Origin of the sequence: Nocardioides albertanoniae (genome assembly GCF_006716315.1) — a bacterium.
Lineage (GTDB): Bacteria > Actinomycetota > Actinomycetes > Propionibacteriales > Nocardioidaceae > Nocardioides > Nocardioides albertanoniae.
Genome location: NZ_VFOV01000001.1, coordinates 2,524,496 through 2,547,974, shown reverse-complemented (window position 1 = coordinate 2,547,974; position 23,479 = coordinate 2,524,496). Strand labels below are relative to the sequence as shown.

The following is a 23,479-nucleotide window of genomic DNA, read 5'->3' as shown; positions in this document are numbered from 1 at the left end:
CGACCGCTACAGCTCTACAGACTGTCGCGGTGGAAGCCGGGGGCTCAGTCGCGTCGGATCAGCTCCGCGGCCCGCTCGCCGATCAGGATCGAAGGTGCGTTGGTGTGGCCACGCACGATCCTGGGCATGACGGAGGCGTCGGCCACGCGGAGGCCGTCGATGCCGCGCACGCGCAGGGTCGGATCGACCACGCTGGCCTCGTCGCTGCCCATCCGGCAGGTGCCGGTCGGGTGGTAGAGCGTGTGGGCGTGGCGCTCGAGGACGGCGGCAGCGACCTCCGCAGGCGGCGCGTCACCAGGCAGGTCGGGCCGCACCATCGTGCCGAGGGTGTCCTTGAGCGCAGGTTGGGAGGCGATGTCGAGGGCGACACCGACGCCGTGGACCATCGCGGCGCGATCGTGGCCGTCCGGATCGCTCAGGTAGCGCGGATCGATGATCGCCTTCGCCGTCGGGTCGGCCGACCGCAGCCGGATCTGCCCCCTGCTCGCGGGGTCGACCAGGATCGGGCCGAGGCCGACCGCGTGCCCCTCGTAGGGCACGAGGCCCTCCTCGAAGAAGCCGACCGGCGCGAAGATCATCTCGATGTCCGGACCGCTCAGGCCTGCGCGGGAGTGCAGGAACCCATAGGCCTCACCGACGTTGGAGGTGAGCATCCCGCGGCGTCGTAGCAGGTAGGAGGCCAGCTGGAGCGGGGTCTCGGCTCCGCCGAGCGAACCTCCCTCGACCTCCCAGCCGAGCACGCCGACCAGGTGGTCGGACAGGTTCTCGCCGACCTCGGGCACGTCACGGACGACGTCGATCCCGTGCTCTCGCAGGTGGGCTGCCGGGCCGATGCCGGAGAGCATCAACAGCTGAGGCGAGTTGATCGCGCCACCGGCGAGGATGACCTCGCGACGCGCGGTGAGGGTCGTCGTCCGGCCCGCGACCGTCGCCTCGACGCCGGTCGCCCGGGTGCCGTCCAGCAGCACACGGGTGGCCGGGGCGTCGGCGAGCACGGTCAGGTTGGACCGCTTGGCAGCCGGGGTGAGGTAGGCGTCCTTGGTGCTCCAGCGGGCGCCTCTGCGCTGCGTCACCATCGTCTCGACGTACGCCTCGGGGTTCGGGCCGTTCGCACGCCCACGTGGGTAGCCGGCCTCCTCCGCCGCCTGCAGGAACGAGTTGGTGTGGGGCCGGGGGCTGCGCTGGCGCTCGACCCGCACCGGCCCACCGACCCCGTCGAGCGCGGTGGCGTCCTCGACGTCCTCGAGCGCTGCGTACGCCTTCTTGACCGACTCCCAGCCCCACTCGGGTCCGGCGGCCTCGCCCCATTCCTCGTAGTCGGCCTGGAACCCTTTGACCCACATCATCGCGTTCATCGCCGAGCAGCCGCCGAGCATCCGGCCGCGCGGCCAGTAGATCTCGCGGTCGCCGAGGCTCGGCTGCGGGTCGGTCAGATAGTCCCAGTCGAGCTCGGAGCGGAACAGCTTGGAGAACGCCGCCGGCACCTGCACGTTGGTCTCCTTGCGGCCGGGGCCGGCCTCGAGGAGCACCACCTGGTTGCTCGGGTTCTCGCTGAGCCGAGCGGCGATCACCGCCCCCGCCGATCCCGCTCCCACCACGATGTAGTCGGTCGTCAGCTCCTGGCTCGTCTGGCTCATCCGAGGCTCCTCGATCAACGCTGATTGGGGTCCGTCGAATCTACTGCTCCTGAGCCGCTTTGTCCGTAGGTCGACGGTGATGATTCAGAGCGAACGATCGGTCGGGCGCCTCACGAGGCGCTCGACGTGATCGAGACCCGCACGATTCGGCCGGACGCCTCGGTGAGGAACACCTGACCGTCACGGTCGAACGCGCCGAAACCGACAGGGATTCGTACGCTCGTCGGCTGCCGTAGACCGCTGAGCAGCACGCACGCCTCGCCCGTGCTTCGGCTCTCACTCGCAGCAGCTCGCCGGTGGCGAATGCCGTGACCAACAGGTGGTCGCCGCTGACCTCCAGGTCGTCGAGGGCTTTGTAGACGTTGGGCACGGCGGAGAGCCGGGCCAGGGTCCGATGCTGGTCGGGCTCTCTCAGGGGCACCTCGGCGACCGGCGACGTGAGATCGGTCAAGGCTGTCGCGTAGAGCCGTCCGTCTGCGATCGTCACGCCGTTGGTGCCGAAGACGTCTGCGGCGGCGGTCCAGTCGTGGTCGATCGTCCCGTCCGGCGTGACCTTCAAGATGCCCCTGGACGCCTCACGGCCGAGATAGAAGCTGCCGTCGTCGTCGATCGCCAACCCGTTGATGCCGCTGAGCCCGTCGACGACGACCTCCGCCACCGGATGTGCCGACGTGGGGTCGAAGCGCATGATGCCGCTCTCGAGAGCGACCGGGACGCCGTAGTTCACATACATGTATCCATCCGGGCCGACTCGGATCCCACCCGGTGAGGCGACCTTCACCGTCTTCACCAGCTCGCCGTCGGGGTCGTAGGCCTCGACGATCCCCTTGGTGGAGTGGGACACCCACATCAGTCCGCGGCCGTCGAACTCGAGGTTCTCCCGCCAGTCCACGAGAGGGATCCCGCCCTGCCGGAAGACGGACACCGTCGCCGAGGCGTCGGTGCACCGCGGCTGCGTCAGCAGAGCGGTAATGGACTGAGGCTGCGACGCGCCGGCGACCGGCGCAGAGGCACCGACCGCGATGACGCTGACCAGCGCGACGATGATGGGACGGAACCGTGTTCTGAGCACGCAGCGAACCTAAGGGTCGGCGGGTCGATGGAGCGCGGAACCGAGCAGGCATCTCAGGGGCTGGATCGGCCCGGGCTAGTCGGCGAGGAACGCACCGAGGGCGTACGCAGGGTGGCGGTCGAGGTTGTGGCGGCCGCGGTCGTAGCGCCGGGTGGTGCGGGGGTCGGCGTGGCCGGCGGCGTCCTGGACGTCTTCGAGGGGGACGCCGGCCTCACGGGCGAGCGTGACGAAGGTGTGGCGCAGGCTGTGCGGGGAGAGCTTGTCGGCGTGCTCGATGCCGGCCGCGGTGCCGAGCCTGCGCACGAGACGGAAGGCCTCGGAGCGATGCCAGCGGTTGCCGCTGCTGGTGATGAAGACCGGGCCCTCGACTCGTGCGTCGAGATAGGCATCGAGCGCCTGCGACGTGGCGGGGTTGAGCACCACGTCGCGGCGGGCGCCGCCCTTGCGGGTGATCGTCAGGATGCGGTGGCCGCGGGCGTGGCTGAGGTCGCCCACGTCTGCTCCCAGCGCCTCCGAGATGCGCAGGCCGTCGTGGAGAAGGAGCGTGACGAGCGCCCCAGCACGGGTGGAGTGCTCCTTGGCGGCGGCGAGGAACGCTCGGGCCTCTCCCCTGTCCATGCCGAGGGTCTGGGAGTCGTTGGCGGTCTTCGGGCGTTTGATGTGAGCAGCCGGGGACGAGGTGAGCACCTCCTCGGCGATGGCGTAGCGGTAGAAGCCGGCGAGCGCGGAGAGCCGCCGAGCGATCGTCGCGGGGCTCCGTCGGGCCTCCAGGTGGCGGGCGTAGCCGTCGACCATCGCCCGGTTGGCGGCCAGCGGGTCGATCTCCAGGGCTGCGCACCAGCCGAACCAGTCGGCGAGGTCGCGTCCGTAGGCGGCGCGGGTGTGGCCGGTGTAGGAGAGCAGGAACCGGCGGGCGAGCGCGTCGGCCCGTTGTGTCGGGGGCAGCTCCCTGAGGTCGCCGAGGAACAGCTCTCTGACGGATTGCGTCACCGCCAGGCCGGTGGACGGGGTCTGCTGACGGGGTTCGATGGCGCTCACGGACACACATCATAATGCCAGTTATGTTGTGCCGTCACTCAGGGGATCAGCTCGACAGTCTTTGAGTAACTGTTTCGTCTTTCGTCACGATACGGTGACGTTATGACGTCGATGAGCATGACGGACGAGAAGACCTGTCGCTTCCCCGGGTGCCCCCTGCCAGCCGCGGCCGCAGAGAGCGGGAGCGGCCGACCGCCGGAATACTGTGACGACCCCACGCACAACCGGGCAGCCGCATGGCGCGAGCGCAAACGGCAGCAGCGGCTGGCCGAGTCCCGCCCGCCCGAGGAGACGGCCCGTCCGGTGCAGGCGGCGCAGCAGCGTGCCGCGGAGATCACCACCCAGCTGACCCAGCTCGCCGACAGGTTTCTCGACCAGCTCCCGAAGGCGATCGACGAGCTGCGTACGGTCGGCGACCTGACCGCCGCCGAAGCCCAGATCGCCACGGTGCAGAGCGAGGCGCAGGAGCAGATCGCGGCAGCCGGAGCCCGGGCGGTGCGAGCCGAACAGGCACAGCGTGCAGCCCAGGCGGAGCGCGACGAAGCAGATGCTGCCGCTGCCGAGGCGATCGAGGATGCCGAGCGCGCCGCGGAAGAGCTCGACAAGGCACTCGAAGCCAAGACCGCCGCCGTGGAGTCGCAGCAGGGCGCGCAGGAGGCCTTGAAGAAGGCCGAGTCCGAGGCCGCGGAGGCAGCCAGGACGGCCGCGGCGAGGATCAACGAGCTCGAGGCGCAACTGGCGTCGACCGCCGCAGCCCACGACGGCGTGGCCGCGATGCTCGAGTCCGAGCAGGCAGCCCATGCCTCTGCCGTGCTTCGCACGAAGAGCGAGGCCGCGCGGGCCGACCATGCCGACAAGGCCGCGGCGCGCGTGCAGGAGCAGCTCGTCGCGGAGAAGCGAGCCGGCGAGAAGGCTGCCCAGAGCGCTGAGGCGACGATCGCCGAGACGCGTACGCAGCGCGACGCCGCCCGGGAGCAGGTCGACGCGCTGCGCGACTGGGTCGCCGACCTTCGAGGCAGCGAAGCCTCGGCGATCGCCGACCGCGACGCCACCCGGGCCGAGCTCGATCGTGAGCGCGCCTACGCCAGCCAGCGCCTCGATGACCTCAGGGCAGCTCACGCCGCGCAGGTCACACAGCTGATGGAGCAGATCGAGCGGCGTACGTCGTCGGCCGATGTCTCCAGCGATGTCTCCGGCGATGTCGCTGAAGAGACGCCGTGACACGCGCCCCCAGTTGGAGCTGAGCAGACCTCATCCGCTACTGTTCTTCTCGCAAGCGGACGTAGCTCAGTTGGTAGAGCGCAACCTTGCCAAGGTTGAGGTCGCGAGTTCGAGCCTCGTCGTCCGCTCCACTTTCGAGGGCCGCCCCACGGGGCGGCCCTCGGTCAATTTTCCCGTGGCGAAGCCACTATCCAGGCGCAACTGCTCTAGGATTTCACTGCTTTGGATCCATGGGCACCGGGTGCGACGCTCGGGGTCGAGACAGACAACCGGAGGACCGTGCGTGGGGGGCGTTGAGTGAGCGGGAAGTTCATCGACGCCTATTCCGTCCTGCAGATCGGCTCCGACGCCGACGACGCTGCTGTCCGGGCCAGGCACCGAGAGCTCGCGAAGCAGTTCCATCCCGACCGGGGCGGGCGCGCCGCTGACGGCGAGCTGATGATGCGCATCAACCGGGCTCGTGACGTGCTCCTGGACCCGGTCGCCCGCGCGATCCTCGACGAGGAGCTCGCCCGTCGTCGGCGTGAGTCGACTCGCGCGGGTTCCCCGGAAGAGACCCCCGCCGCATCCCCCGGGCCCCAGTCTCCTGGCCGTGACCGTCGCTGGCGGGCCGAGTGGGGCACCCCGTCGCCGTGGGCCACGCCGCCGACGGGCAGCGCGGTTCCGGGCCCGGTGCCACCGCCGGCCGCTGCCCCGGTGCGACCCTCGGTCAACCGGTTGCGGCACGCATCGCGCCAGGCACGAGCAGCGAGCACCAACCCCGCGCTCTCGGCGCGACGCCGCGCCGCGGCTGCGGCCCCGCCACCGCAGTCCGAACAGCCCCAGCAGGCACCGGCACAGCCCACACAGCCGGCACAGCGGCAACGGGTCAAGCCACAGCAGGCTCAGCCGACGGCCGCGGAGTCGGAGCTGCCTCGCCGTCGCCCGGCGAAGCCGCAGCGACCTGCCCGTGCAGCGGCCAAGCCACAGGCAGCCGACTCCCAGGGCACGTCGCAAGCAGCCAAGCCGACCGCGCCGCCGGCCGACAAGCCTGCCGGCGCCTGGTCCCTCTACTCGGTGCCGCTCGACGGCGTCTCGGTGGCGGCTTTCGTGGCGAGCGTGATCATGTGCGGGCCCCTGGGGTTCATCCTCGGCATCATCGGCCTGGCCCGCACCGCCGATGAGAAGCGCCGCGGACGCTGGGCCGCGGTCGCCGGGATCGCCATCAGCAGCCTGACGATGCTGGTCGCGATCGGCTACGTCATGCAGGCGATGTCCTCGCCCGTGCCCTGACCGCTCTTCAGCAGGGATACCCGGCCTCCCCAATTCCAAGGATGAGGTCGCGAAGTGGCACGGGCGCCGGTCGAGGATCATCCAGATTTGCCGACGGCACTCGGGCGTTCGACACGGGGGAGGTCGCTCACCGTGCGCCCGCGACGCTGCCACCAGCAGAGAAGAAGCCCGTTCAATGAAGCAGCACATCGTCCGGATCGCCGCGCTCGGGCTGTCCACCACCGCCATCATCGGCGCGGGCAGCACGTTCACCGCGGGTTACGCCGCCACCCCTGAGTGCACCGCCGGCTCAGCCCAGCTCATCGAGACCATCGCCGCGGTGACTCACACCGAGTCCCGCTATGCCAAGACTGTCCCCGGCACCCATCACGACGCCGTGACCCATGAGGTGGTGGCGCCGGACGGCTACGCCTACACGCAGCAGACGACCGGCAAGGTCCAGTTCAAGGACTCTTCCGACTGGAACCCCGGGAAGGGCTGGGACCGTACGCCGTCTCTCGACAAGCTCGTCACGATCGTCGACGCTCCCGCCTACGACGACCCCGACACCGTGCTCTACTACACCGGAAAGCCGGCCGGCTCGACGAACGTCGATGACGCCGCGTGGGTGCGCTACTCCCCCACCGGCTGGCCCACCAAGGTGGAGACCAGGACCGTCACCGATGCGCCCGAGACGTACGTCTGCGACTTCGTCAAGCCGGTGACGACGCTGCTCAACCCGGAGCCGCTGGTGCGTCCCGGCTATGTGTTCGAGCTGCAGACGACCGACGACCATGCGGTCGCCAAGACCGTCGGTAACGTCTATCGCGACGGGAAGCTGTTCACGTCCTTCCAGTCACCGACCGGTTCGCTCTCGGTGCCGGCGAACCTGCCCGACGGCGCCTACACGCTGCGCTACAACGGGCTCGACTCGGTCGGCAACCTCGCCAGCACCTCGACGTACGACTTCGTGGTCGACGGAACCGGCCCGACGGTGACCGACAAGGGCACCGCTGGTGCGGCTGCACAGTCGAAGTCGTTCAAGCTCTTCGACGCTCGTCGCGTCGACAAGGTCACCATCAACGGGGTCACGAAAGACCTCACCAACAACAACTGGTCCGACGTCAACGACATCAGACCCGGCCGATACGGCGCCGTCGAGGGCAAGAACGTCCTGATCGCCTACGACGAGGGCGGGAACGCATCCGCCCCGGTCGAGTTCATCCTCGACACCACGGGCCCGACGATCACCGACAAGGGCACCGCTGGTGCGGCGGGACGGACCAAGTCGTTCAAGCTCTTTGACCTGCGCAAGGTCGACAAGGTCACCATCAACGGAGTGACCAAGGATCTGACCGACGGCGTGTGGTCCGACGTCAACGACATCAAGCCCGGGCGTTACGGCGCTGTCGAAGGTGCCACCACGCTGGTCGCCTTCGACGCGCTCGGCAACACCTCGACCGTCACCTTCGTCCTCGACACCACCGGCCCGGTGATCACCGAGAAGGACGGCTCCTCGGAGACCAGCCGGTCGTTCAAGCTCGACGACGGCGCGCTCGGCTCGAAGGTCGCCGGGGTGCGCGTCAACGGCACCGACTTCCCGCTCTCGGTCAACCGCTGGTCGGACGCCAACAACCTCGAGATCGGCAACTGGTGGGGTGTCCACGCCGGTGAGAACACGCTCGTCGCCTACGACACGCTCGGCAACGAGAGCACGGTGACCTTCACCATCGCCGAGGCGGAGGCAGGCGGAACGGGTGCGGTCGACGGTGACCCTCAAGTAGAGCCTGAGACTGCTGCGACGCCGGGCGAAGCGGCCTCGGCCGAGACCGTCTCCGCCCCGGTTGCACCTCTCGGCGTCGCCACTCCGTCCGACGCAGGTCCGGTCGCGACGACCACGTCGAGCGCCGGACCCGCGGTGCACGCCACGACGGCTCTGGCGCCCGAGCTCGCTCGCGCGCCCTTCGCCGACGCGGGTCAGGACTCGACACCCACCTCCGCGCTCGACGAGACCGAGACCGTACGCACCGTGGCGGCCGCCGCACCCACGGCGGTCGACGACAGCCTTCCCGGGCTCGGGATCGCGATCGTGGCCGGTGGCGGCGTGCTGGCGCTCGGGGCCGCGTTCGGGCTGCGTGCCGCCGGCCGGCGAGTCTGATCGAGCCAGCCTGATCACGTCGGTGCCGGCCGGACTCACCGTTCGGCCGGCACCGTCACCGTCCCAGCGGCCACTCGGCGATCAGCCTGCAGCCGTGGTTGGCGTACCACTGCAGGCTGATCCGGTCCGCATGGCATCGCGCCGGCAGCACGCGGGCGAGCAACGTACGTGTCGAGTCGAGGTCGGCTCCCCCGGCGACATGGTCGACCGTCAGATGCGGTACCGGCGCGAAGCGACCCTCGTAGGGCGGGCACTGCGGGAACGCCGCGCACAGCTCGGCGGTCAGCGCCGCGAACGGCTCGGCCGCCTCCGGGGCGAGATGGATGTTGCCACCGGCCGACATCTCGACGTCGGCCAACGTGTAGGTCCAGGACGCCGCCGCGCTCGCGATCTTCCCGACCAGCTCCAGGTCGGCGTCCGACGGCGCCGGAACGAAGGGTGCGAGCAGCGTGATGTGGGCATGGACGAACGCCGGATCGGTCGACACGAACGAGTCGTCGTAGTGACGCGTCCGTTCCAGGACGTACGCCTCGAGCTCGGGAACCGGCACCACCAGCACCGAGTGGCCCGCAGTCGTCATGGCCGAATTCTCGCCGACGGCGGACCGCGCAGCTGCACCGGCCTCGGCTGGGCTAGGGTGCCGGGGTGTCAGCACCCGAGATGCCCGCCGATCTGCTCAAGCACGCCCTCGACGCGACGGGGTTCATGCCTCCCGAGGAGGGCCTGGCACTCTTCTCCTACGCCGCCGAGCGGCTGCCCCACGGGCCCGTCGTCGAGATCGGCACCTACTGCGGGAAGTCGTCGGTCTACCTCGGCGCGGCAGCCAAGCTGACCGGCGGCACGGTGTTCACCGTCGACCACCACCACGGCAGCGAGGAGAACCAGGCCGGCTGGGAGCACCACGACACCTCCCTCGTCGACCCGGCCACGGGGCGGCTCGACACCCTGCCCACCTTCCGCCGCACCATCGAGCAGGCCGGCCTCGAGGACGAGGTGGTCGCGGTGATCGGCTCCTCGCCCACCGTGAGCCGGTGGTGGACGACTCCCGTCTCGCTCGTCTTCATCGACGGTGGCCACGGCGTCGAGCCCGCGCAGCAGGACTACCGCGGCTGGGCCCCGAAGGTCGTGCCTGGCGGGCTGCTGCTCGTGCACGACGTCTTTCCCGACCCCGCCGACGGCGGCCGGCCCCCGTACGAGGAGATCTACCTGCCCGCGCTCGCCTCGAAGCAGTTCGAGGAGATCGACGCGGTCGGGTCCCTACGCGTGCTGCGCCGCCTCTGAGAGGTCGCAGCCACACTCCAGCGCCAGCTCCTCGAACCGCGCGGCCAGGGAGGTGCCGCGCATGATGCCGGACCCCGAGGTGGCGGCTCCGTAGCGCTCCCCCAGGGCGTCGACGGCCAGGATGACGGCGGCCGCGGTGAAGGTGGAGTGCTCCTCGGGCCAGAAGGCGTTCGGGTTGGGGTTGGGATAGCTCGGCGACTCGTAGACCCAGCCCGTCCAGTAGCCGCCGTCGGCGGCGCGCATGTGCTGCATCTCCGTCAGCAGCTGGAGGGCCCGGCGATGGTCGCCTATGTTGTCGAGCGCCATCGCGAGCTCGCAGGTCTCGGCGCCGGTCACCCAGGGGTTGGTGTCGACGCAGAGCGCACCGAGGCCGGGGCGTACGAAATGGTCCCAGCGCGACTCGATCAGATCGGCGCCGTCAGCGCCGAGCACGGCGCCGCCGAGCACCGGGTAGTACCAGTCCATCGAGTGGTGCGACTTGTCCTCGAAGAGGTCACGATGGCGGCGCAGCGCATGACCGAGACGGCCGCCGACGATCTCCCACTCCGGCTGCGGGTCGTCCATCAGGTCGGCCAGGGCGACCCCGGCGCGCAGCGACTGGTAGATCGACGACGAGCCGGTGAGCAGCGCGAACGGGTCGCGTGGGGTCCAGGCGATGCCGCCGAAGGGCAGCTGCAGCCCGACCACGAAGTCGAGCCCGGCGCGCACCGAGGGCCACAGCCGCTCCACGAACGCGCGATCACGCCGGATCAGCCAGTGGTGCCAGAGGCCGACGGCGAAGTAGGCCGACATGTTGGACTCGCCGATCGTCTCGGCCGCGACGCCGTCGACGATCTTCATCGGCCACGAGCCGTCGGGGTTCTGCAGCTCCGGGATCCAGGAGTACGCCGCCTCGGCCTCCTCCACCAGACCACCGACGAGCAGACCCATCGCCGCCTCGACGTGGTTCCAGATGTCGGTGTGCTGGCCCGGCACCCACGGGATGGCGCCGGAGGGCTCCTGGGCACGGGCGATGGACCGGGCGGTCGCGGTCACCTGGGCAGAGGTCAGCACGCCGTCGACGTAGGGCACCCGGATGCTCATGCGTGACAAGAAATCAGACCGGCTTGTGGAAGTAGAGGACCATGCTCTTGCCGATCAGCGGGTCGAGCACCTTGCCGGCGGCCTGCAGCACGCGGGGCGCCTTGACGATCTCCCACTCCAGGAGCTTGTGGTAGGCCTTCACCGCGGGGTGGTCGTTCTTCTCGACGCCGACGGCACACTTGAGCCACCAGTAGGGCGAGTGCAGACCGTGCGCGTAGTCGTCACCGTCGTAGACCAGGCCGCGCTTGGTGACCTTGTCGACGAGCTCCTCGCGCGTGTAGATGCGGATGTGGCCGCCCTCGTTGTTGTGGTAGTCGTCGGAGAGCTTCCAGTTGACGATCTCGGGGAACCAGCGCGGCACCGAGACGGCGAGGGTGCCGCCCGGGCGCAGCACCCGCACGAGCTCCTCGATCGCCTGGATGTCGGCGGGGATGTGCTCGAGGATCTCGGCCGCCACGATGCGGTCGAACTCGCCGTCGCCGAAGGGCAGCGAGAGCGCGTCGCCCTCCTTGATCTCGGCGTTGGCACCGGCCGGCACCTCGTCGCGCATCGCGAAGAACCACTCGCTGACCTTGGCGAGCTCGTCGGCGTCCTGGTCGAACGCGATCACGTCGGCGCCGCGGCGATACATCTCGAAGGCGTGACGGCCGCCGCCGGCCCCCATGTCGAGCACGCGCTCTCCGGCCTGCAGGCCAAGGCGGTCGAAGTCAACGGTGAGCACGGCTCACGTCCTTTCGGTGTTGGAGCTGGTTCCGGTCGAGGCCCGGAACTCGTCGATGGATTGCTGATAGACGGCCGTCATCCGCTCGGCGACGGCGTGCCAGGAGAAGTGCTCCTCGACCCGGGCGCGGCCGGCGGCCGAGTAGCGGGCCCGGCGCTTGGGGTCGTCGAGCAGCGCCGCGATGGCACGTTCGAGCTCCTCGGTGTCGCCCGGGGTGACCTGGGTGGCGCACACGTCGTCGTCCCCGACGACCTCGGGGATCGCGCCGGCGCGAGAGACGACCAGCGGGGTGCCGCAGGCCATCAGCTCGGCGGTCGGCAGCGAGAAACCCTCGTAGAGGGAGGGCACGCAGGCGATCTCCGCGGAGCCCATCAGCTCGACGAGCTCGGCATCGGAGATGCCGTTGACGAAACGTACGTGGTCCTTGATCGCGAGCTTCTCGATGAGCTGCTCGGTGGGGCCGCCCTTCTTGGGCTTGGAGACCAGCACCAGCTCGAGGTCACGCTCGGTGCGGAGCTTGGCGAACGCCTCGAGCAGGAAGGAGATGCCCTTCAACGGCGCGTCGGCGCTCGCCATGGCCAGGATCCGGCCGCGCACGCGCGGCTCGGTCGGCGGCACGAACTCCTCCGGCACCCCGAGGTGCACGGTCTGCACACGCTCGGAGGGCACGTTGAAGTCGGTGAGGATGTCGCGCTTGGAGTTGTCGGACGGCGTGATCACGTGGCGCAGCCGGGAGGCGACCTTCGCCTGCATCGTCACGAACGAGTACCAGCGCCACACGCCGAACTTCTTCTTCCAGCCCGTCGCGCTGTCGAGCTCGATGCGGCGGTCGAACGAGATCGGGTGGTGGATCGTGGTCACCAGCGGCAGCCCGAGGTCGGCCTCGACGCGCAGCAGCGGGGTGGCCAGCGTCTGGTTGTCGTGGACGACGTCGAAGTCGCCGGTGCACTCCCCCAGCACGCGCATCACGCGCTTGGCGAAGGTCAGCGGCTCCGGGAAGGCGCCGGTGCGCATCCGCGCCCACTCCTCCACATCGATCCGGTCGCGGATCTCGGAGAGCTTCGGGTTGCCGAACGGGTTGGGCTCCTCATACAGCCCGAGGCTCGGCACCTTGGTGAGGGTCACGCCCTCCCCCACGAGGTCGAGCTCGGGATAGGGCTGCCCGGAGAAGACCTCGACCGTGTGCCCGAGCTTGGCCAGCTCCCGGCTCAGATGGCGGATGTAGACGCCTTGGCCGCCGACGTGCGGCTTGCTGCGGTATGACAGCAGAGCGATCCGCATCCGCCACCCCCTCTAAGATCATCACGGTAAAACTAGAACGTGTTCTATACTAGCAGGTAACCTGCACGGGTCACTCTAATGCAGCCACGCGGTCGCACCGCGCCCCGTTCCCACCCGGGGTTGACGCCCACCCTCTAGGCTGAACGCGTGGACGGGTTCTGGGAGCAGTTCCGCATCGACCCGCGGGAGACGGACAACGCGCGCATGCGTGCCTCCGACGCCGATCGCGAGATCGTACGCACCGTGCTCGGTGATGCGTTCGGAGACGGCCGGCTCACCCGCGACGAGCACGACGACAGGGTCGGCACCCTCCTGGAGGCCCGTACGCTCGGCGAGCTCCCTCCGCTCGTGGACGATCTGGTCATCGACCGTCCCGCGCCGGCCACGTCTGCGCAGGCCAACCTCCCCGCCGCCGCCGATCTCCGCGAACGGGGTGCTGCCGCCTACCGCAAGGAGGTGCAGGAGACCCTCTCGACGCTCCTCGTGGTCAGCCTGATCACGTGGGCGATCTGGGGCTTCACGTCTGCGCCTGACGGACACCCGTGGCCGATCTACCCGATGCTCGTCCTGATCGCCAACCTCGTCGGCACGGTGGTGCGGCGGGAGGCGATCGTGGAGCGCGAGGTCCACCGCCTGGAGAAGAAGGCAGCCAAGAAGGCGGCGAAGAAGGCGGCGGAGGCCGCTGCCCACGCCGAGATCGAGGCACCTGCCGAGGAGTCCGGCCCGATCCTCGACCCGCCGTCAGGTCACTCCACGAAAGAGCGCCCCGGCGACGCCACCGCCTGAGCCGCTCGGCGGCCTATCGACCGAGCTTCACGTGCCTGATCCCCGGACGCGGCAGGCCGCAGCCGGCGGCGCAGCTGCGAGACGACGTACGCGGCGACGGCGAGCATCACCACGTCGGCAGCAATCAGGGCAAAGAGCCAGGAGGCGTCGGCCGGGCCGTCGATGCGCTGCTGGATGTGGAGGTGGGCGACCATCGCCGAGACGATGAACCCAACGCTCGCGAACAGTGCGATCCGGAGGTCGACGGACTCCTCGCTCCGCGCTGTGACCCAGCGGCGGCCGACGCGGAGGACGGCGAGCGAGGTGAGCGCCGCGATCACCGGCAGGAACGGCATCGCGTAGCGGGCATGGATCCACCCGCCGCCTGCGTGGAAGGACGCCAGGTTGACGATGATGATCACGCAGTACATCGCCATCAGCGCCCGCACCACCACCTCCAGGCGCAGCTGGAACCGGCTCGCTCCGGGCAGGTCGACGCGGCGCATCACCCCGACGGCCCGGGGTCGGGCCTTCGCGTTGGCGTCGAGGATCAGGCCGGTGATCGTCACCGCGAGCGTGGCGACGGCAGCCACGACCCAGATCTTCGGGAGGACGTCGTCGGCCCACAACGAGCCGTACAGGTGCAGATAGAGCTCGGGGTTGACCAGCTGGAAGAGCGTGCCGCCGTGCGTCTGGCGGGAGAATTTCGCGAACAGCGCCGCGGAGGCGGTCGGGTCACCGTAGAGCGCGATGTTGCGCGCGTAGAACCAGCCGATCACCACCACCGGCGCGAGCCCGATCTTCGCGGCCAGGACGACACCGCGGCGCAACGTACGGGCGGTCGGTTCGCGCATCCACAGCGCTGCCAGTACGCAGGCGCCCAGGACGAGCACGGCCACCAGGCCGGTGGACCGGAACGAGGCCGCGGCGACCCCGGCGGTCGTGGCCCAGATCAGCCGGTCACGGGTGACTCCCTCCCGCACCATCCGAAACCCCAGGAGCAGGGTCAGGTAGGCGGCGGCGGTGCCCCATCCATCGTTGTAGATCGCGCCGCCGTCGTAGGTGACCGCACCGCAGCCGAGCACCATCGCGCCTGCGAGCACCGGCACCACCCGTCTCCGCGGCACCAGCTCACGGGCGAGCAGCCCGACCAGCACGATGCTCAGCGCGTAGCCGAGCGCGTTGAGCAGCCGCATCCCGAGCAGCGTGACCCCTGAGGACCCGACCGCGTCGCCGAGCCAGACCAGCGGCAGGCTCATCACGTAGAACAGCGGCGGATGGTTGGCGACCCAGATGTCGCGGCGCGGCTCGTCGAGCCCGAAGAGCGCCTCGGCGAGCTGCGGGTAGCGCACCGGATCGGCCGGGGTGTTGGTGTCGATCGTGGGCAGGACACCCTGGGAGAGGACGATCGCGTAGGCGGCGTGCTGCTTCTCGTCGGCCTTGAGCAGCGGCGGCATCCCGATCGCGTACTGGGCGCTCATCGCGAAGCCGAGCACGCCCAGCAGGAGCAGACATGCGGTCATCTGGGACAGCGAGCGCGGACGCGAAGACACCTCGACAAGCTAGACCTCCTCGATGCCCGTCTGGCCGCTCGGCGGTTGGCTGCCAGATGACGAGTCGGCGAACGCTGTGTCGGGACCGCCGAGGTCGTCAACGCTCAGTCGGGCACCATCGAGGATCCCGACGCGACCTGCTCGCGCGACGTACGCCGCCGCACGTCGCGCCGGTGACGCCAGATCTGCACCGCGCCGACGCCCCAGAACAGATACTGCACCGACATCGCCCAGTGGAACGCCTCCGGCGTGTAGGAGGTCGACGCGCCCGGCGTATGCCAGTCGAGGATCCAGCCGACCAGCACGATCACGAGCAGGGCCGCCACGAAGCCGCCCTGGTTGATGATCCCGCTGGCACTGGCCATCCGAGCGGGTGGGTTGCTGGTGCGGCCGACGTCGAAACCGATCATCGAGGCCGGGCCGCCGATACCGACCACGCACATCAGGAGCAGCAGCACCGGCAGCGGGGCCTCCCCCGGCCAGGCGAGCACGATGGTCCACATCGACGCGATCGCGGCGATCATGGTCAGCGCCACGGTCGAACGGTGCCACGGGTGCCGGCCGGCGATGAGACCCATCACCGGCCCCGCGGCCAGGGCGGCGACGACCGTGACGGAGAGCAGGGTGCCGGCGAGGGTGTCGGAGAGCCCCTCGGAGGTGACCAGGAACGGGAAGCCCCACAGCAGCCCCATCAGGTGGGAGCTGAACGGGGTGGAGAAGTGGATCCAGAAGCCCAGCCGCGTGCCGGGTTGATACCAGGAAGCCTTCAGGCTCCGGCCGACCTCGCGGGGCTCGAGGGTGGTGCCACGCCGGTTGCGCTCCCCCGGGCCGTCGTGGACGAAGATCAGCAGCAGCACCAGCAGCACCGGGCCGATGAGCGCGGCGGAGACGTAGGCGCGCGTCCACCCGAGATGGCCCAGCGCCCAGGTCATCGGCACCGCAGCCGCGATCGCACCGATCTGGCCGATCGTGCCGGTCAGCTGGCTGACCAGGGGCACCCGCCGGAGCGGGAACCACGACGGCACCAGCCGCAGCACGCAGATGAACGTCATCGCGTCGCCCATCCCCACGAACGTACGCGCCAGCAGCGCCAGCGGGTAGGAGTCGGCGAACGCGAAGCCGGTCTGCGCCACGGCCAGGATCAGCGCACCTGCCGAGAGCACCGTGCGCGACCCGAACCGGTCGACCAGCAGCCCGACCGGCACCTGCATACCCGCATATACCAACAGCTGGAGCATGGTGAAGGTGGCCAGCTGGCTGGCGCTGATCCCGAAGCGTTCGGTGGCGACCAGACCTGCCACGGCCAGACTGCTGCGGTGGAAGACCGCCAGGCCGTAGACCGACACGCCGATGCCCCACACGAGCCATGAGCGGGCGGATGCCTGGGGGTCGTCGTGGTTCACATAGAGAGGCTACGTTGTCTTCGTGCCCGACGAGCTTCCGGTGCTCTGCCGTGGACGGTCATCAGCGACGTCGGTCACAGCACGGTCCTCGGCACCATTCACAGCACCGGTCGGCACAGGCGCCGCCAAGGCGCGGGCGGTGTCGAACGTGCCGGGCCGCATGCGGCGTCGCAGCTCGGTCGCGACGTACGCCGCGACGGCGAACATCACCAGGTCGGCCGCCACCAGGGCGACCAGCGCGAACGTGCTGCTGACCGGCCCGTCGACGTACTGCTCGGTGTCGAGGTGGCAGACCAGACCGACGACCAGGAACGCCAGCGAAACTCCCAGGCCGATACGCAGGTCGCGGGTCTCGTCCACCGAGGTCCCAGGCAGGTTCGGGGCTGCCGGGGCCCGCAGCGGCAGGAGTCGCCCCAGCCGGAGCGCGGCGACCCCGGCACCCGCGGCAAGGAACGGGAGGAACGGCACCGCGTAACGGGCGTGGATCCAGCCGCCGCCGGCGATGAAGCCGGCGACGTTGATCAGGATCAGCAGGCAGTAGGCGCCCAGCAGCGTCCAGATCGCGAGGTCTTGGTGATGCTGCACGGTGCTCTGCGGCGCGAGGCTGATGCGCCGCAGGACGCCGCGTCGACGCGGGTTGGCCTTGGCCACCGCGTCGAGCGCGAGACCTGCCACGGTGAGCGTCAGGACGACGACGGCAGCCTGGCTCCAGGTGTTGGCGATGTTGCCGTCGGTCCACAGGCTGCCGAGGAGGTGGCCGTAGAACTCCGGGTTGACCAGCTGAAACAGCGTGGATCCGTTGGGTTCACGCCCGAACTTCTCGAACAGCGAGCTCGACGCGGTCGGGTCGCCGTAGATGTGGATGTTGCGCACGTAGAACCAGCCGAACACGACGACCGGCGCCATCCCGATGCAGGCGGCGATGCCGACCGCACGCCAGAAGGTGCCCCGCAGGAACGTACGCAGCGACGACTCCCCCGTCGACGACTCACGCAGCCACATGGCCACCAGCACGCAGGCGCCGAGGAAGAGGACCGCCACGAGGCCGGTCGATCGAAAGCCCGCCGCGGCGACGCCGACGGCCGTCGCGGTGATCAGGCGCTCGCGCGTCACCCCCTGACGGATCATCCGGAAGCCCAGGTAGAGGGTCAAGAACGCCGCCGCGGAGGACCAGCCGTCGTTGTAGATCCCGCCGCCCACGAAGGTCATCGCACCACAGCCGAGGCTCATCGCCGATGCGATCACCGGCACCGCCGGACGCCTGGGCACCAGCTCGCGTGCCAGCAGACCCACCATGATCGTCGTCAGCGCGAATCCGAGAGCGTTGAGGAGCCGCATCCCGAGCAGCGTCAGGCCGGGCGAGCCGACCGCGTCGCCGAGCCAGACCAGCGGCAGGCTCATCACGTAGAACAGCGGCGGATGGTTGGCGACCCAGATGTCGCGGTGCGCCTCGTCGGCACCGAACAGGCTCTCCGCGAGCTGCGGGTAGCGCGCGGGGTCGTCGGGGATGTCGGTGTCGATCGTCGGCAGCGTGCCCTGAGAGAGCGCCACCGCGTAGGCGGCATGAGCACGCTCGTCGGCTTTGAAGAGGGCCGGCATCGCGATCGCCACCTGGGCACTCATCGCGAAGCCGAGCACGCCCAGCAGCAAGACGCAGATCGTGGACTGGGACCACGCAACCCGGGACGAAGACACCTCGCGATCGTATTCGGCGATTCTGGCCGATTCGTCCGCGCGCGGGTCACGGCGGGTGAATAGCGCGCGACGAGAAGGTAGCCCGGCGGTGCGGAAAACTCGGTCGCCCCGGAGCCGGTCCGGCACGTAGCGTCGGCGGCGCCATGACTACACCGCTGCCGCACCACATCGCCATGGTCGCCTCGCCCGCGATCAGCCACGTCCTGCCGAGCCTCGAGCTGATCAAGGAGCTGGTCGCCCACGGACACCGGGTCACCTACGCCACCCACGAGTCGATGGCCGGCGCCATCAAGCCGACCGGGGCCGAGCTGGTTCCGATGCCGACGGTGCTGCCCGTGGAGGACCGGCAGTGGCCCGAGGACCCGGTCGCCGGCATGGGGATCTTCCTCGACGACGCGATCGGGGCGCTCCCCCACCTGCATGCTTTCTACGACGCCGAGCCCGCCGATCTCTACCTCTACGACATCGGCGGCTATGCCGCACGGGCGCTCGCCGAGTCGCAGCAGCGTCGGTTCGTGCAGCTCTCGCCGACCTTCGTCGCCTGGGAGGGGTACGCCGAGGAGGTCGGTGCGCAGATGCGGCAGATGCCGGGCTACGACGGTTACCTGGATCGGTTCTCTGCGTGGCTCTCGGAGGCCGGTGGCGTCACGGGCGACCCGGAGACGTTCGCCGGTGCACCACAGCGGGCTCTCGCCCTGGTCCCGCGGGCGATGCAGCCCAACGCGGACAAGGTCGACGGGGACGTCGTCACCTTCGTCGGGCCCTGCTTCGCCCTCGACTCCGACGAGACCTGGACCCGCCCAGCCGCCGCCGAGCACGTCCTGCTGGTCTCGCTCGGCTCGGCTTACACCGGCGACGCCGACTTCTTCCGCGCCTGCGTCGAGGCGTACGCCGCGCTGCCGGGCTGGCACGTCGTGATGTCGATCGGCACCCAGCTCGACCCGGCCGCGCTCGGCGACCTCCCCGGCAACGTCGAGGTGCACTCCTGGCTGCCGCAGCGCGCGATCCTGGCCGAGGCCGACGCGTTCCTCACCCACGCCGGGATGGGCGGGAGCAGTGAGGGCCTGCTGGCCGGGGTGCCGATGATCGCCGTGCCGCAGGCGGTCGACCAGTTCATGAACGCAGACCGGCTGGTCGAGCTCGGCGTCGCCCGTCGGGTCGACGCCGAGGACGTCACGGCTGCTGTGCTGCGTACGGCGCTGGTGGAGCTGCTCGACGATCCGGACCGGGCAGCGCGTTCGGCTCAGCTGCGGGCCGATGCGCTCGCGGAGGGTGGCACGCGGCGGGCTGCTGATCTGGTCGAGGGCATGCTCGGTCGGTGATCCCGCTGGTCGAGCCGCCGGAGCCGCTAGGCGAAGGCGTGTCGAGACCAACACTGACACCTCGGCGTTCGGGGACTGTGTCGCTTGACGACTACTTCGTCGCCGGCGCTCGCTTCGCTCGCGCACGCCCCTCGTTCGTCGGGAGACCGCTTTCGACCTCGTACCTCGGTCGAGCGGTCTCCCTCCTCACTTCGTGGCTTCCATCATCTGCCGAAGCTCCTTCTTGAGCTCCGAGATCTCGTCGCGCAACCGGGCGGCGACCTCGAACTGGAGCTCGCCGGCGGCGCCCTTCATCTGCTCGGTGAGGTCGCCGATGAGCTGGGCGAGGTCGGAGGACGGGAGACCGACGAGGCCGCGCTCGCGGGCCTCGCGGGCGGCGTCGCCGAGCATCGGGGTGGGCGACTTCGCCGTCGTCTTGCCGGCGCGGCCCTTGGCCTCGGTGCCGGCCCAGGTGTTGAGCAGCTCCTGGGTGGACTCGTCCTCGCGGGCGAGCATGTCGGTGATGTCGGCGATCTTCTTGCGCAGCGGCTGCGGGTCGACGCCGTTGGCCTTGTTGTAGGCGATCTGGATCGCCCGCCGTCGGTTGGTCTCCTCGATCGCGGCCTCCATCGAGGGCGTGATCTTGTCGGCGTACATGTGCACCTGGCCGGACACGTTTCGGGCGGCTCGGCCGATGGTCTGGATCAGCGACTTGTCGGAGCGCAGGAAGCCCTCCTTGTCGGCGTCGAGGATGCTCACCAGCGAGACCTCGGGCAGGTCGAGACCCTCACGGAGCAGGTTGATGCCGACCAGCACGTCGTATTCACCCAGCCGGAGATCACGCAGCAGCTCGATGCGTTTGAGCGTGTCGACCTCGGAGTGGAGATATCTCGTGCGGATGCCGGCGTCGAGCAGGTAGTCGGTGAGATCCTCGGACATCTTCTTGGTCAGTGTGGTGACCAGGACGCGCTCGTTCTTGGCGACCCGGTCGTTGATCTCGCCGATCAGGTCGTCGATCTGGCCCTTGGTCTGCTTGATGACGACCTCGGGGTCGACCAGGCCGGTCGGGCGGATGATCTGCTCGACCGTGTCGCCACCCACCTTGTCGAGCTCATAGTTGCCCGGCGTCGCGGAGAGGTAGATGGTCTGCCCGATGCGCTCGAGGAACTCCTCCCACTTCAGCGGGCGGTTGTCCTGCGCGCTGGGGAGCCGGAAGCCGTGCTCGACGAGGTTGCGCTTGCGGGACATGTCGCCCTCGTACATCCCGCCGATCTGCGGGACCGCGACGTGGGACTCGTCGACGACGAGGACGAAGTCTTCCGGGAAGTAGTCGAGCAGACAGTTGGGCGCAGAACCCGGATCACGCCCGTCGATGTGCATCGAGTAGTTCTCGATGCCGGAGCACGAACCGACCTGGCGCATCATCTCGACGTCGTAGGTGGTGCGCATCCGCAGCCGCTGCGCCTCGAGCATCTTGCCCTGCTTCTCGAAGGTGCTCAGCTGCTGGTCGAGCTCGGCCTCGATGCCGTTGATCGCGCGCTCCATGCGCTCGGGCCCGGCGACATAGTGGGTCGCCGGGAAGACGTAGAGCTCCTGGTCTTCGGTGAGCACCTCACCGGTGACCGCGTGCAGCGTCATCAGCCGCTCGATCTCGTCCCCGAAGAACTCGATCCGCACCGCGTGCTCCTCGTAGACCGGGAAGATCTCGAGGGTGTCTCCGCGCACCCGGAACGTGCCGCGGGTGAAGCTCAGGTCGTTGCGGGTGTATTGGATCTCGACCAGCCGCCGCAGGATCGAGTCACGGTCGTGCTCCTCCCCCACCCGCAGCCGGATCATCCGGTCGACGTACTCCTGCGGGGTGCCGAGGCCGTAGATGCAGGACACCGTCGAGACCACGATCACGTCCCGCCTGGTCAGCAGCGAGTTGGTGGCCGAGTGGCGCAGCCGTTCGACCTCCTCGTTGATCGAGGAGTCCTTCTCGATGTAGGTGTCGGTCTGGGGGACGTAGGCCTCGGGTTGGTAGTAGTCGTAGTAGGAGACGAAGTATTCGATCGCGTTGTCGGGGAAGAGCTGGCGCAGCTCGTTGGCGAACTGGGCGGCGAGGGTCTTGTTGGGCTGCAGCACCAGCAACGGACGCTGCAGCTGCTCCGCCGTCCAGGCCACGGTCGCCGTCTTGCCGGTGCCGGTCGCGCCGAGGAGGACGACGTCCTTGACGCCGCCCTGGATCCGCTGGGAGATCTCCGCGATCGCCGCCGGCTGATCGCCCGAGGGCTGGTAGTCGGAGACCACCTTCAACGGTGCGACGCGGCGCTCGAGATCGGTGACTGGACGCATGACAACCAGGCTACGCGGGACCACCGACAGTTTCGCGCGAGCCGCCGCTGCGACGCGGCTCCACGATGCGTACGACCTCCGGAACCGGCCTCTCCGGCCGGCCCCCACGTGGTCGCCAGACCAGGGGCAGCACGACTGCGGTGAGCGCACAGAGCACCCCGACCCCCAGGATCACGTACGCCACCGGCCTGATCTCAGGAAGCAACGTGTCGGTGCCACGACGGAGCTGGGCAGTCATCGCGACGGCGAAGGTGTTGATCGCCATCCCCACCAGGAACGCGGAGATCAGCGCCGCCGCGATCTCCTCGCGCCGACGGATCTCGCCCCACGGCACCGCGTCGACGATGGCCAGCAGACCCATCGAGATCACGATCGCCACCAGCGGCATGATCGTCATCAGGTAGCGCTCGTGGGCGTTTCCGCCACCGGATCGGAACTGGGCGAGGTTGACGATGATCACGAGCGCGTGGGCACCGAGCACCAGCAGACCGACCGCGGCCACCGACGGCCCTCGCGAGAGCCGGGCGCCGAGCTCTCGGCCTCGGCTCTGGTCGCGCAATCGGGCTACGGCGCCGAGCATCAGCCCCAGCAGCGCGATGATCGTGATGGTGTCGATCACCCAGTGCAACCCGGTGCCGCGCAGCTGGAAGGGCACCCACAGGTGGTCGTACCAGCCGTGCCAGAAGCGGGGCGCGGTCATCACCTCGAACCAGGTGTCGACCTGCACCCTGTCATAGCGCTCCAGCAGCGCCGAGCTCGCCGTCGGATCACCGTAGAGCACGATGTTGCGCACGTAGAACCAGCCGATCGCCAGGCCCGGCACCGCGGTGGCGATCGTCGTAAGCCCGGCTGCGCGGAGGAAGCCCCGCAGCGTACGGTCCCTGAACAGCAGCGTGAGGCCGAGAGCCGCCCCGCACATGATCACCGTGATCACACCCGGTGCTTTCGCGGAGGCGGCGAGCGTGCCGGCCACCGTCATGACGATCATCCGGTTGCGGGTCACCCCGAGCCTGAGGATGCGCAGCGTCGCGAGCACCGTGAGCGACGACGCGGCCACGGCCAGGCTGTCGTTCACGATGTAGCCGGCCGCGACCGCCAGCACCGCGGGCGAGGCGGTGACGGCAGCGGCGAGCATGGACATCGCCGGACGCCGCGGCGTGACCTCGAACGCGATCAGACCGACGAGGAACACCAGCGCCCCGTAGGCGAGGGCGCTCACGATGCGCATCCCGGCGGTGAGCACCTGCGGCTTGTCGAGCGCGTCGGCGAGCACGACCGACGGCACCCCCAGCAGGTAGTAGAGGGGCGGGTGGTTGGCGGTCCAGATCAACCGATGCTGGGGGCGCTCCTCGCGGGCGGCGCCGCGCGTGATCTGCGGGTAGCGCTCCAGGTCGTGGGCGACCGGGGTGTCGATCGTGGGCAGGTGGCCCTCGGAGAGCTGGATGGCGTAGGACGCGTTCGGGCCCTCGTCACGGGCGTGGTAGGACAACGACTGCGTGGTGGCGAAGTAGAGGCTCATCGAGGCCGCGAAGGCGCCGAGCAGGGCGAGCACGGCGATCAGCCTGGCCGATGGCCGGCCCGGCACGTCCCTCTGGCCGGAGGCCAGCACAGCAGTGGCACCACTCATCGCAGCTCCCGGAGGTCGGTCAGCGTCATGAGGCGCAGGCCCGCGAGCTCGTCACGAA

General features: G+C 69.6%; 18 protein-coding genes and 1 tRNA gene. 7 read left to right on the top strand and 12 right to left on the bottom strand.

Going from position 1 to position 23,479, the window contains the following annotated elements:
* Window positions 1–44: 44 nt before the first annotated feature.
* The 3 genes from FB381_RS12130 to FB381_RS12120 form a co-directional block, all read right to left on the bottom strand.
* Window positions 45–1,637: a GMC family oxidoreductase gene (locus FB381_RS12130; RefSeq protein ID WP_141780526.1), complete on the bottom strand. Its 1,593-nt coding sequence runs from the start codon at window positions 1,635–1,637 to the stop codon at window positions 45–47.
* 40 nt (window positions 1,638–1,677) lie between these two features.
* Window positions 1,678–2,709: an SMP-30/gluconolactonase/LRE family protein gene (locus FB381_RS12125; protein WP_141780525.1), complete on the bottom strand. Its 1,032-nt coding sequence runs from the start codon at window positions 2,707–2,709 to the stop codon at window positions 1,678–1,680.
* A 75-nt stretch (window positions 2,710–2,784) separates the two neighbouring features.
* On the bottom strand, window positions 2,785–3,747 hold the full coding sequence (locus tag FB381_RS12120) for a tyrosine-type recombinase/integrase (RefSeq protein ID WP_211352402.1): 963 nt from the start codon (window positions 3,745–3,747) through the stop codon (window positions 2,785–2,787).
* A 102-nt stretch (window positions 3,748–3,849) separates the two neighbouring features.
* On the opposite strand from FB381_RS12120, the gene FB381_RS12115 reads away from it, so the two are divergent.
* From FB381_RS12115 to FB381_RS12100, 4 genes are all read left to right on the top strand, one after another.
* Window positions 3,850–4,968, top strand: coding sequence for a coiled-coil domain-containing protein (locus FB381_RS12115; RefSeq protein WP_141780524.1), 1,119 nt, complete (start codon window positions 3,850–3,852; stop codon window positions 4,966–4,968).
* A 55-nt stretch (window positions 4,969–5,023) separates the two neighbouring features.
* A tRNA-Gly gene (locus tag FB381_RS12110) sits at window positions 5,024–5,099 on the top strand.
* 166 nt (window positions 5,100–5,265) lie between these two features.
* On the top strand, window positions 5,266–6,240 hold the full coding sequence (locus tag FB381_RS12105; protein ID WP_141780523.1) for a DnaJ domain-containing protein: 975 nt from the start codon (window positions 5,266–5,268) through the stop codon (window positions 6,238–6,240).
* A 175-nt stretch (window positions 6,241–6,415) separates the two neighbouring features.
* Complete coding sequence (locus FB381_RS12100; RefSeq protein WP_141780522.1) at window positions 6,416–8,377, top strand: hypothetical protein; 1,962 nt, start codon at window positions 6,416–6,418, stop codon at window positions 8,375–8,377.
* 55 nt (window positions 8,378–8,432) lie between these two features.
* Here the strand turns inward: FB381_RS12100 and FB381_RS12095 are convergent, their stop codons facing one another.
* A complete protein-coding gene (locus FB381_RS12095) occupies window positions 8,433–8,957 on the bottom strand; it encodes a 2'-5' RNA ligase family protein (protein ID WP_141780521.1) in 525 nt (174 codons plus the stop codon).
* A gap of 65 nt (window positions 8,958–9,022) precedes the next feature.
* Here FB381_RS12095 and FB381_RS12090 point away from each other — a divergent pair, with 65 nt between their 5' ends.
* Complete coding sequence (locus FB381_RS12090) at window positions 9,023–9,658, top strand: class I SAM-dependent methyltransferase (RefSeq protein WP_246088078.1); 636 nt, start codon at window positions 9,023–9,025, stop codon at window positions 9,656–9,658.
* Here FB381_RS12090 and FB381_RS12085 read toward each other — a convergent pair.
* Genes FB381_RS12085 through FB381_RS12075 form a run of 3 tightly spaced genes read right to left on the bottom strand, consistent with a single transcriptional unit; the run spans window position 9,635 to window position 12,743 of the window.
* Entirely contained in the window at window positions 9,635–10,741 is a 1,107-nt protein-coding gene (locus FB381_RS12085) for a prenyltransferase (protein WP_141780520.1), read from the bottom strand. The genes FB381_RS12090 and FB381_RS12085 overlap by 24 nt on opposite strands.
* A gap of 13 nt (window positions 10,742–10,754) precedes the next feature.
* A complete protein-coding gene (locus tag FB381_RS12080; RefSeq protein ID WP_141780519.1) occupies window positions 10,755–11,462 on the bottom strand; it encodes a class I SAM-dependent methyltransferase in 708 nt (235 codons plus the stop codon).
* 3 nt (window positions 11,463–11,465) lie between these two features.
* Complete coding sequence (locus FB381_RS12075) at window positions 11,466–12,743, bottom strand: glycosyltransferase family 4 protein (RefSeq protein WP_141780518.1); 1,278 nt, start codon at window positions 12,741–12,743, stop codon at window positions 11,466–11,468.
* A gap of 147 nt (window positions 12,744–12,890) precedes the next feature.
* Between FB381_RS12075 and FB381_RS12070 the strand changes: the two genes are divergently transcribed.
* Complete coding sequence (locus FB381_RS12070; RefSeq protein WP_141780517.1) at window positions 12,891–13,529, top strand: DUF1707 SHOCT-like domain-containing protein; 639 nt, start codon at window positions 12,891–12,893, stop codon at window positions 13,527–13,529.
* On the opposite strand, the gene FB381_RS12065 is transcribed toward FB381_RS12070, so the two are convergent.
* The 3 genes from FB381_RS12065 to FB381_RS12055 form a co-directional block, all read right to left on the bottom strand.
* A complete protein-coding gene (locus FB381_RS12065; protein WP_246088077.1) occupies window positions 13,490–15,061 on the bottom strand; it encodes an ArnT family glycosyltransferase in 1,572 nt (523 codons plus the stop codon). The two genes, FB381_RS12070 and FB381_RS12065, sit on opposite strands and share 40 nt — an antisense overlap.
* Before the next feature lie 104 nt (window positions 15,062–15,165).
* Window positions 15,166–16,464, bottom strand: coding sequence for an MFS transporter (locus tag FB381_RS12060; RefSeq protein ID WP_246088076.1), 1,299 nt, complete (start codon window positions 16,462–16,464; stop codon window positions 15,166–15,168).
* A gap of 9 nt (window positions 16,465–16,473) precedes the next feature.
* A complete protein-coding gene (locus FB381_RS12055; protein ID WP_211352401.1) occupies window positions 16,474–18,159 on the bottom strand; it encodes a hypothetical protein in 1,686 nt (561 codons plus the stop codon).
* 143 nt (window positions 18,160–18,302) lie between these two features.
* Between FB381_RS12055 and FB381_RS12050 the strand changes: the two genes are divergently transcribed.
* Window positions 18,303–19,481 (top strand): macrolide family glycosyltransferase, encoded by a 1,179-nt coding sequence (locus FB381_RS12050; RefSeq protein WP_211352400.1) that lies wholly within the window; start codon window positions 18,303–18,305, stop codon window positions 19,479–19,481.
* 186 nt (window positions 19,482–19,667) lie between these two features.
* Here the strand turns inward: FB381_RS12050 and uvrB are convergent, their stop codons facing one another.
* Together uvrB and FB381_RS12040 are read right to left on the bottom strand one after the other, a co-directional pair.
* Complete coding sequence (uvrB, locus tag FB381_RS12045; RefSeq protein ID WP_141780516.1) at window positions 19,668–21,794, bottom strand: excinuclease ABC subunit UvrB; 2,127 nt, start codon at window positions 21,792–21,794, stop codon at window positions 19,668–19,670.
* A 10-nt stretch (window positions 21,795–21,804) separates the two neighbouring features.
* Window positions 21,805–23,421: a hypothetical protein gene (locus FB381_RS12040; protein ID WP_141780515.1), complete on the bottom strand. Its 1,617-nt coding sequence runs from the start codon at window positions 23,419–23,421 to the stop codon at window positions 21,805–21,807.
* Window positions 23,422–23,479 lie beyond the last annotated feature (58 nt).

Coding starts and splice junctions, on each gene's coding strand:
- FB381_RS12050 (WP_211352400.1), top strand. CDS start 18,303: ATGACTACACCGCTGCCGCACCACATCGCCATGGTCGCCTCGCCCGCG.
- FB381_RS12095 (WP_141780521.1), bottom strand. CDS start 8,957: ATGACGACTGCGGGCCACTCGGTGCTGGTGGTGCCGGTTCCCGAGCTC.
- FB381_RS12085 (WP_141780520.1), bottom strand. CDS start 10,741: ATGAGCATCCGGGTGCCCTACGTCGACGGCGTGCTGACCTCTGCCCAG.
- FB381_RS12115 (WP_141780524.1), top strand. CDS start 3,850: ATGACGTCGATGAGCATGACGGACGAGAAGACCTGTCGCTTCCCCGGG.
- FB381_RS12075 (WP_141780518.1), bottom strand. CDS start 12,743: ATGCGGATCGCTCTGCTGTCATACCGCAGCAAGCCGCACGTCGGCGGC.
- FB381_RS12100 (WP_141780522.1), top strand. CDS start 6,416: ATGAAGCAGCACATCGTCCGGATCGCCGCGCTCGGGCTGTCCACCACC.
- FB381_RS12040 (WP_141780515.1), bottom strand. CDS start 23,421: ATGAGTGGTGCCACTGCTGTGCTGGCCTCCGGCCAGAGGGACGTGCCG.
- FB381_RS12130 (WP_141780526.1), bottom strand. CDS start 1,637: ATGAGCCAGACGAGCCAGGAGCTGACGACCGACTACATCGTGGTGGGA.
- uvrB (WP_141780516.1), bottom strand. CDS start 21,794: ATGCGTCCAGTCACCGATCTCGAGCGCCGCGTCGCACCGTTGAAGGTG.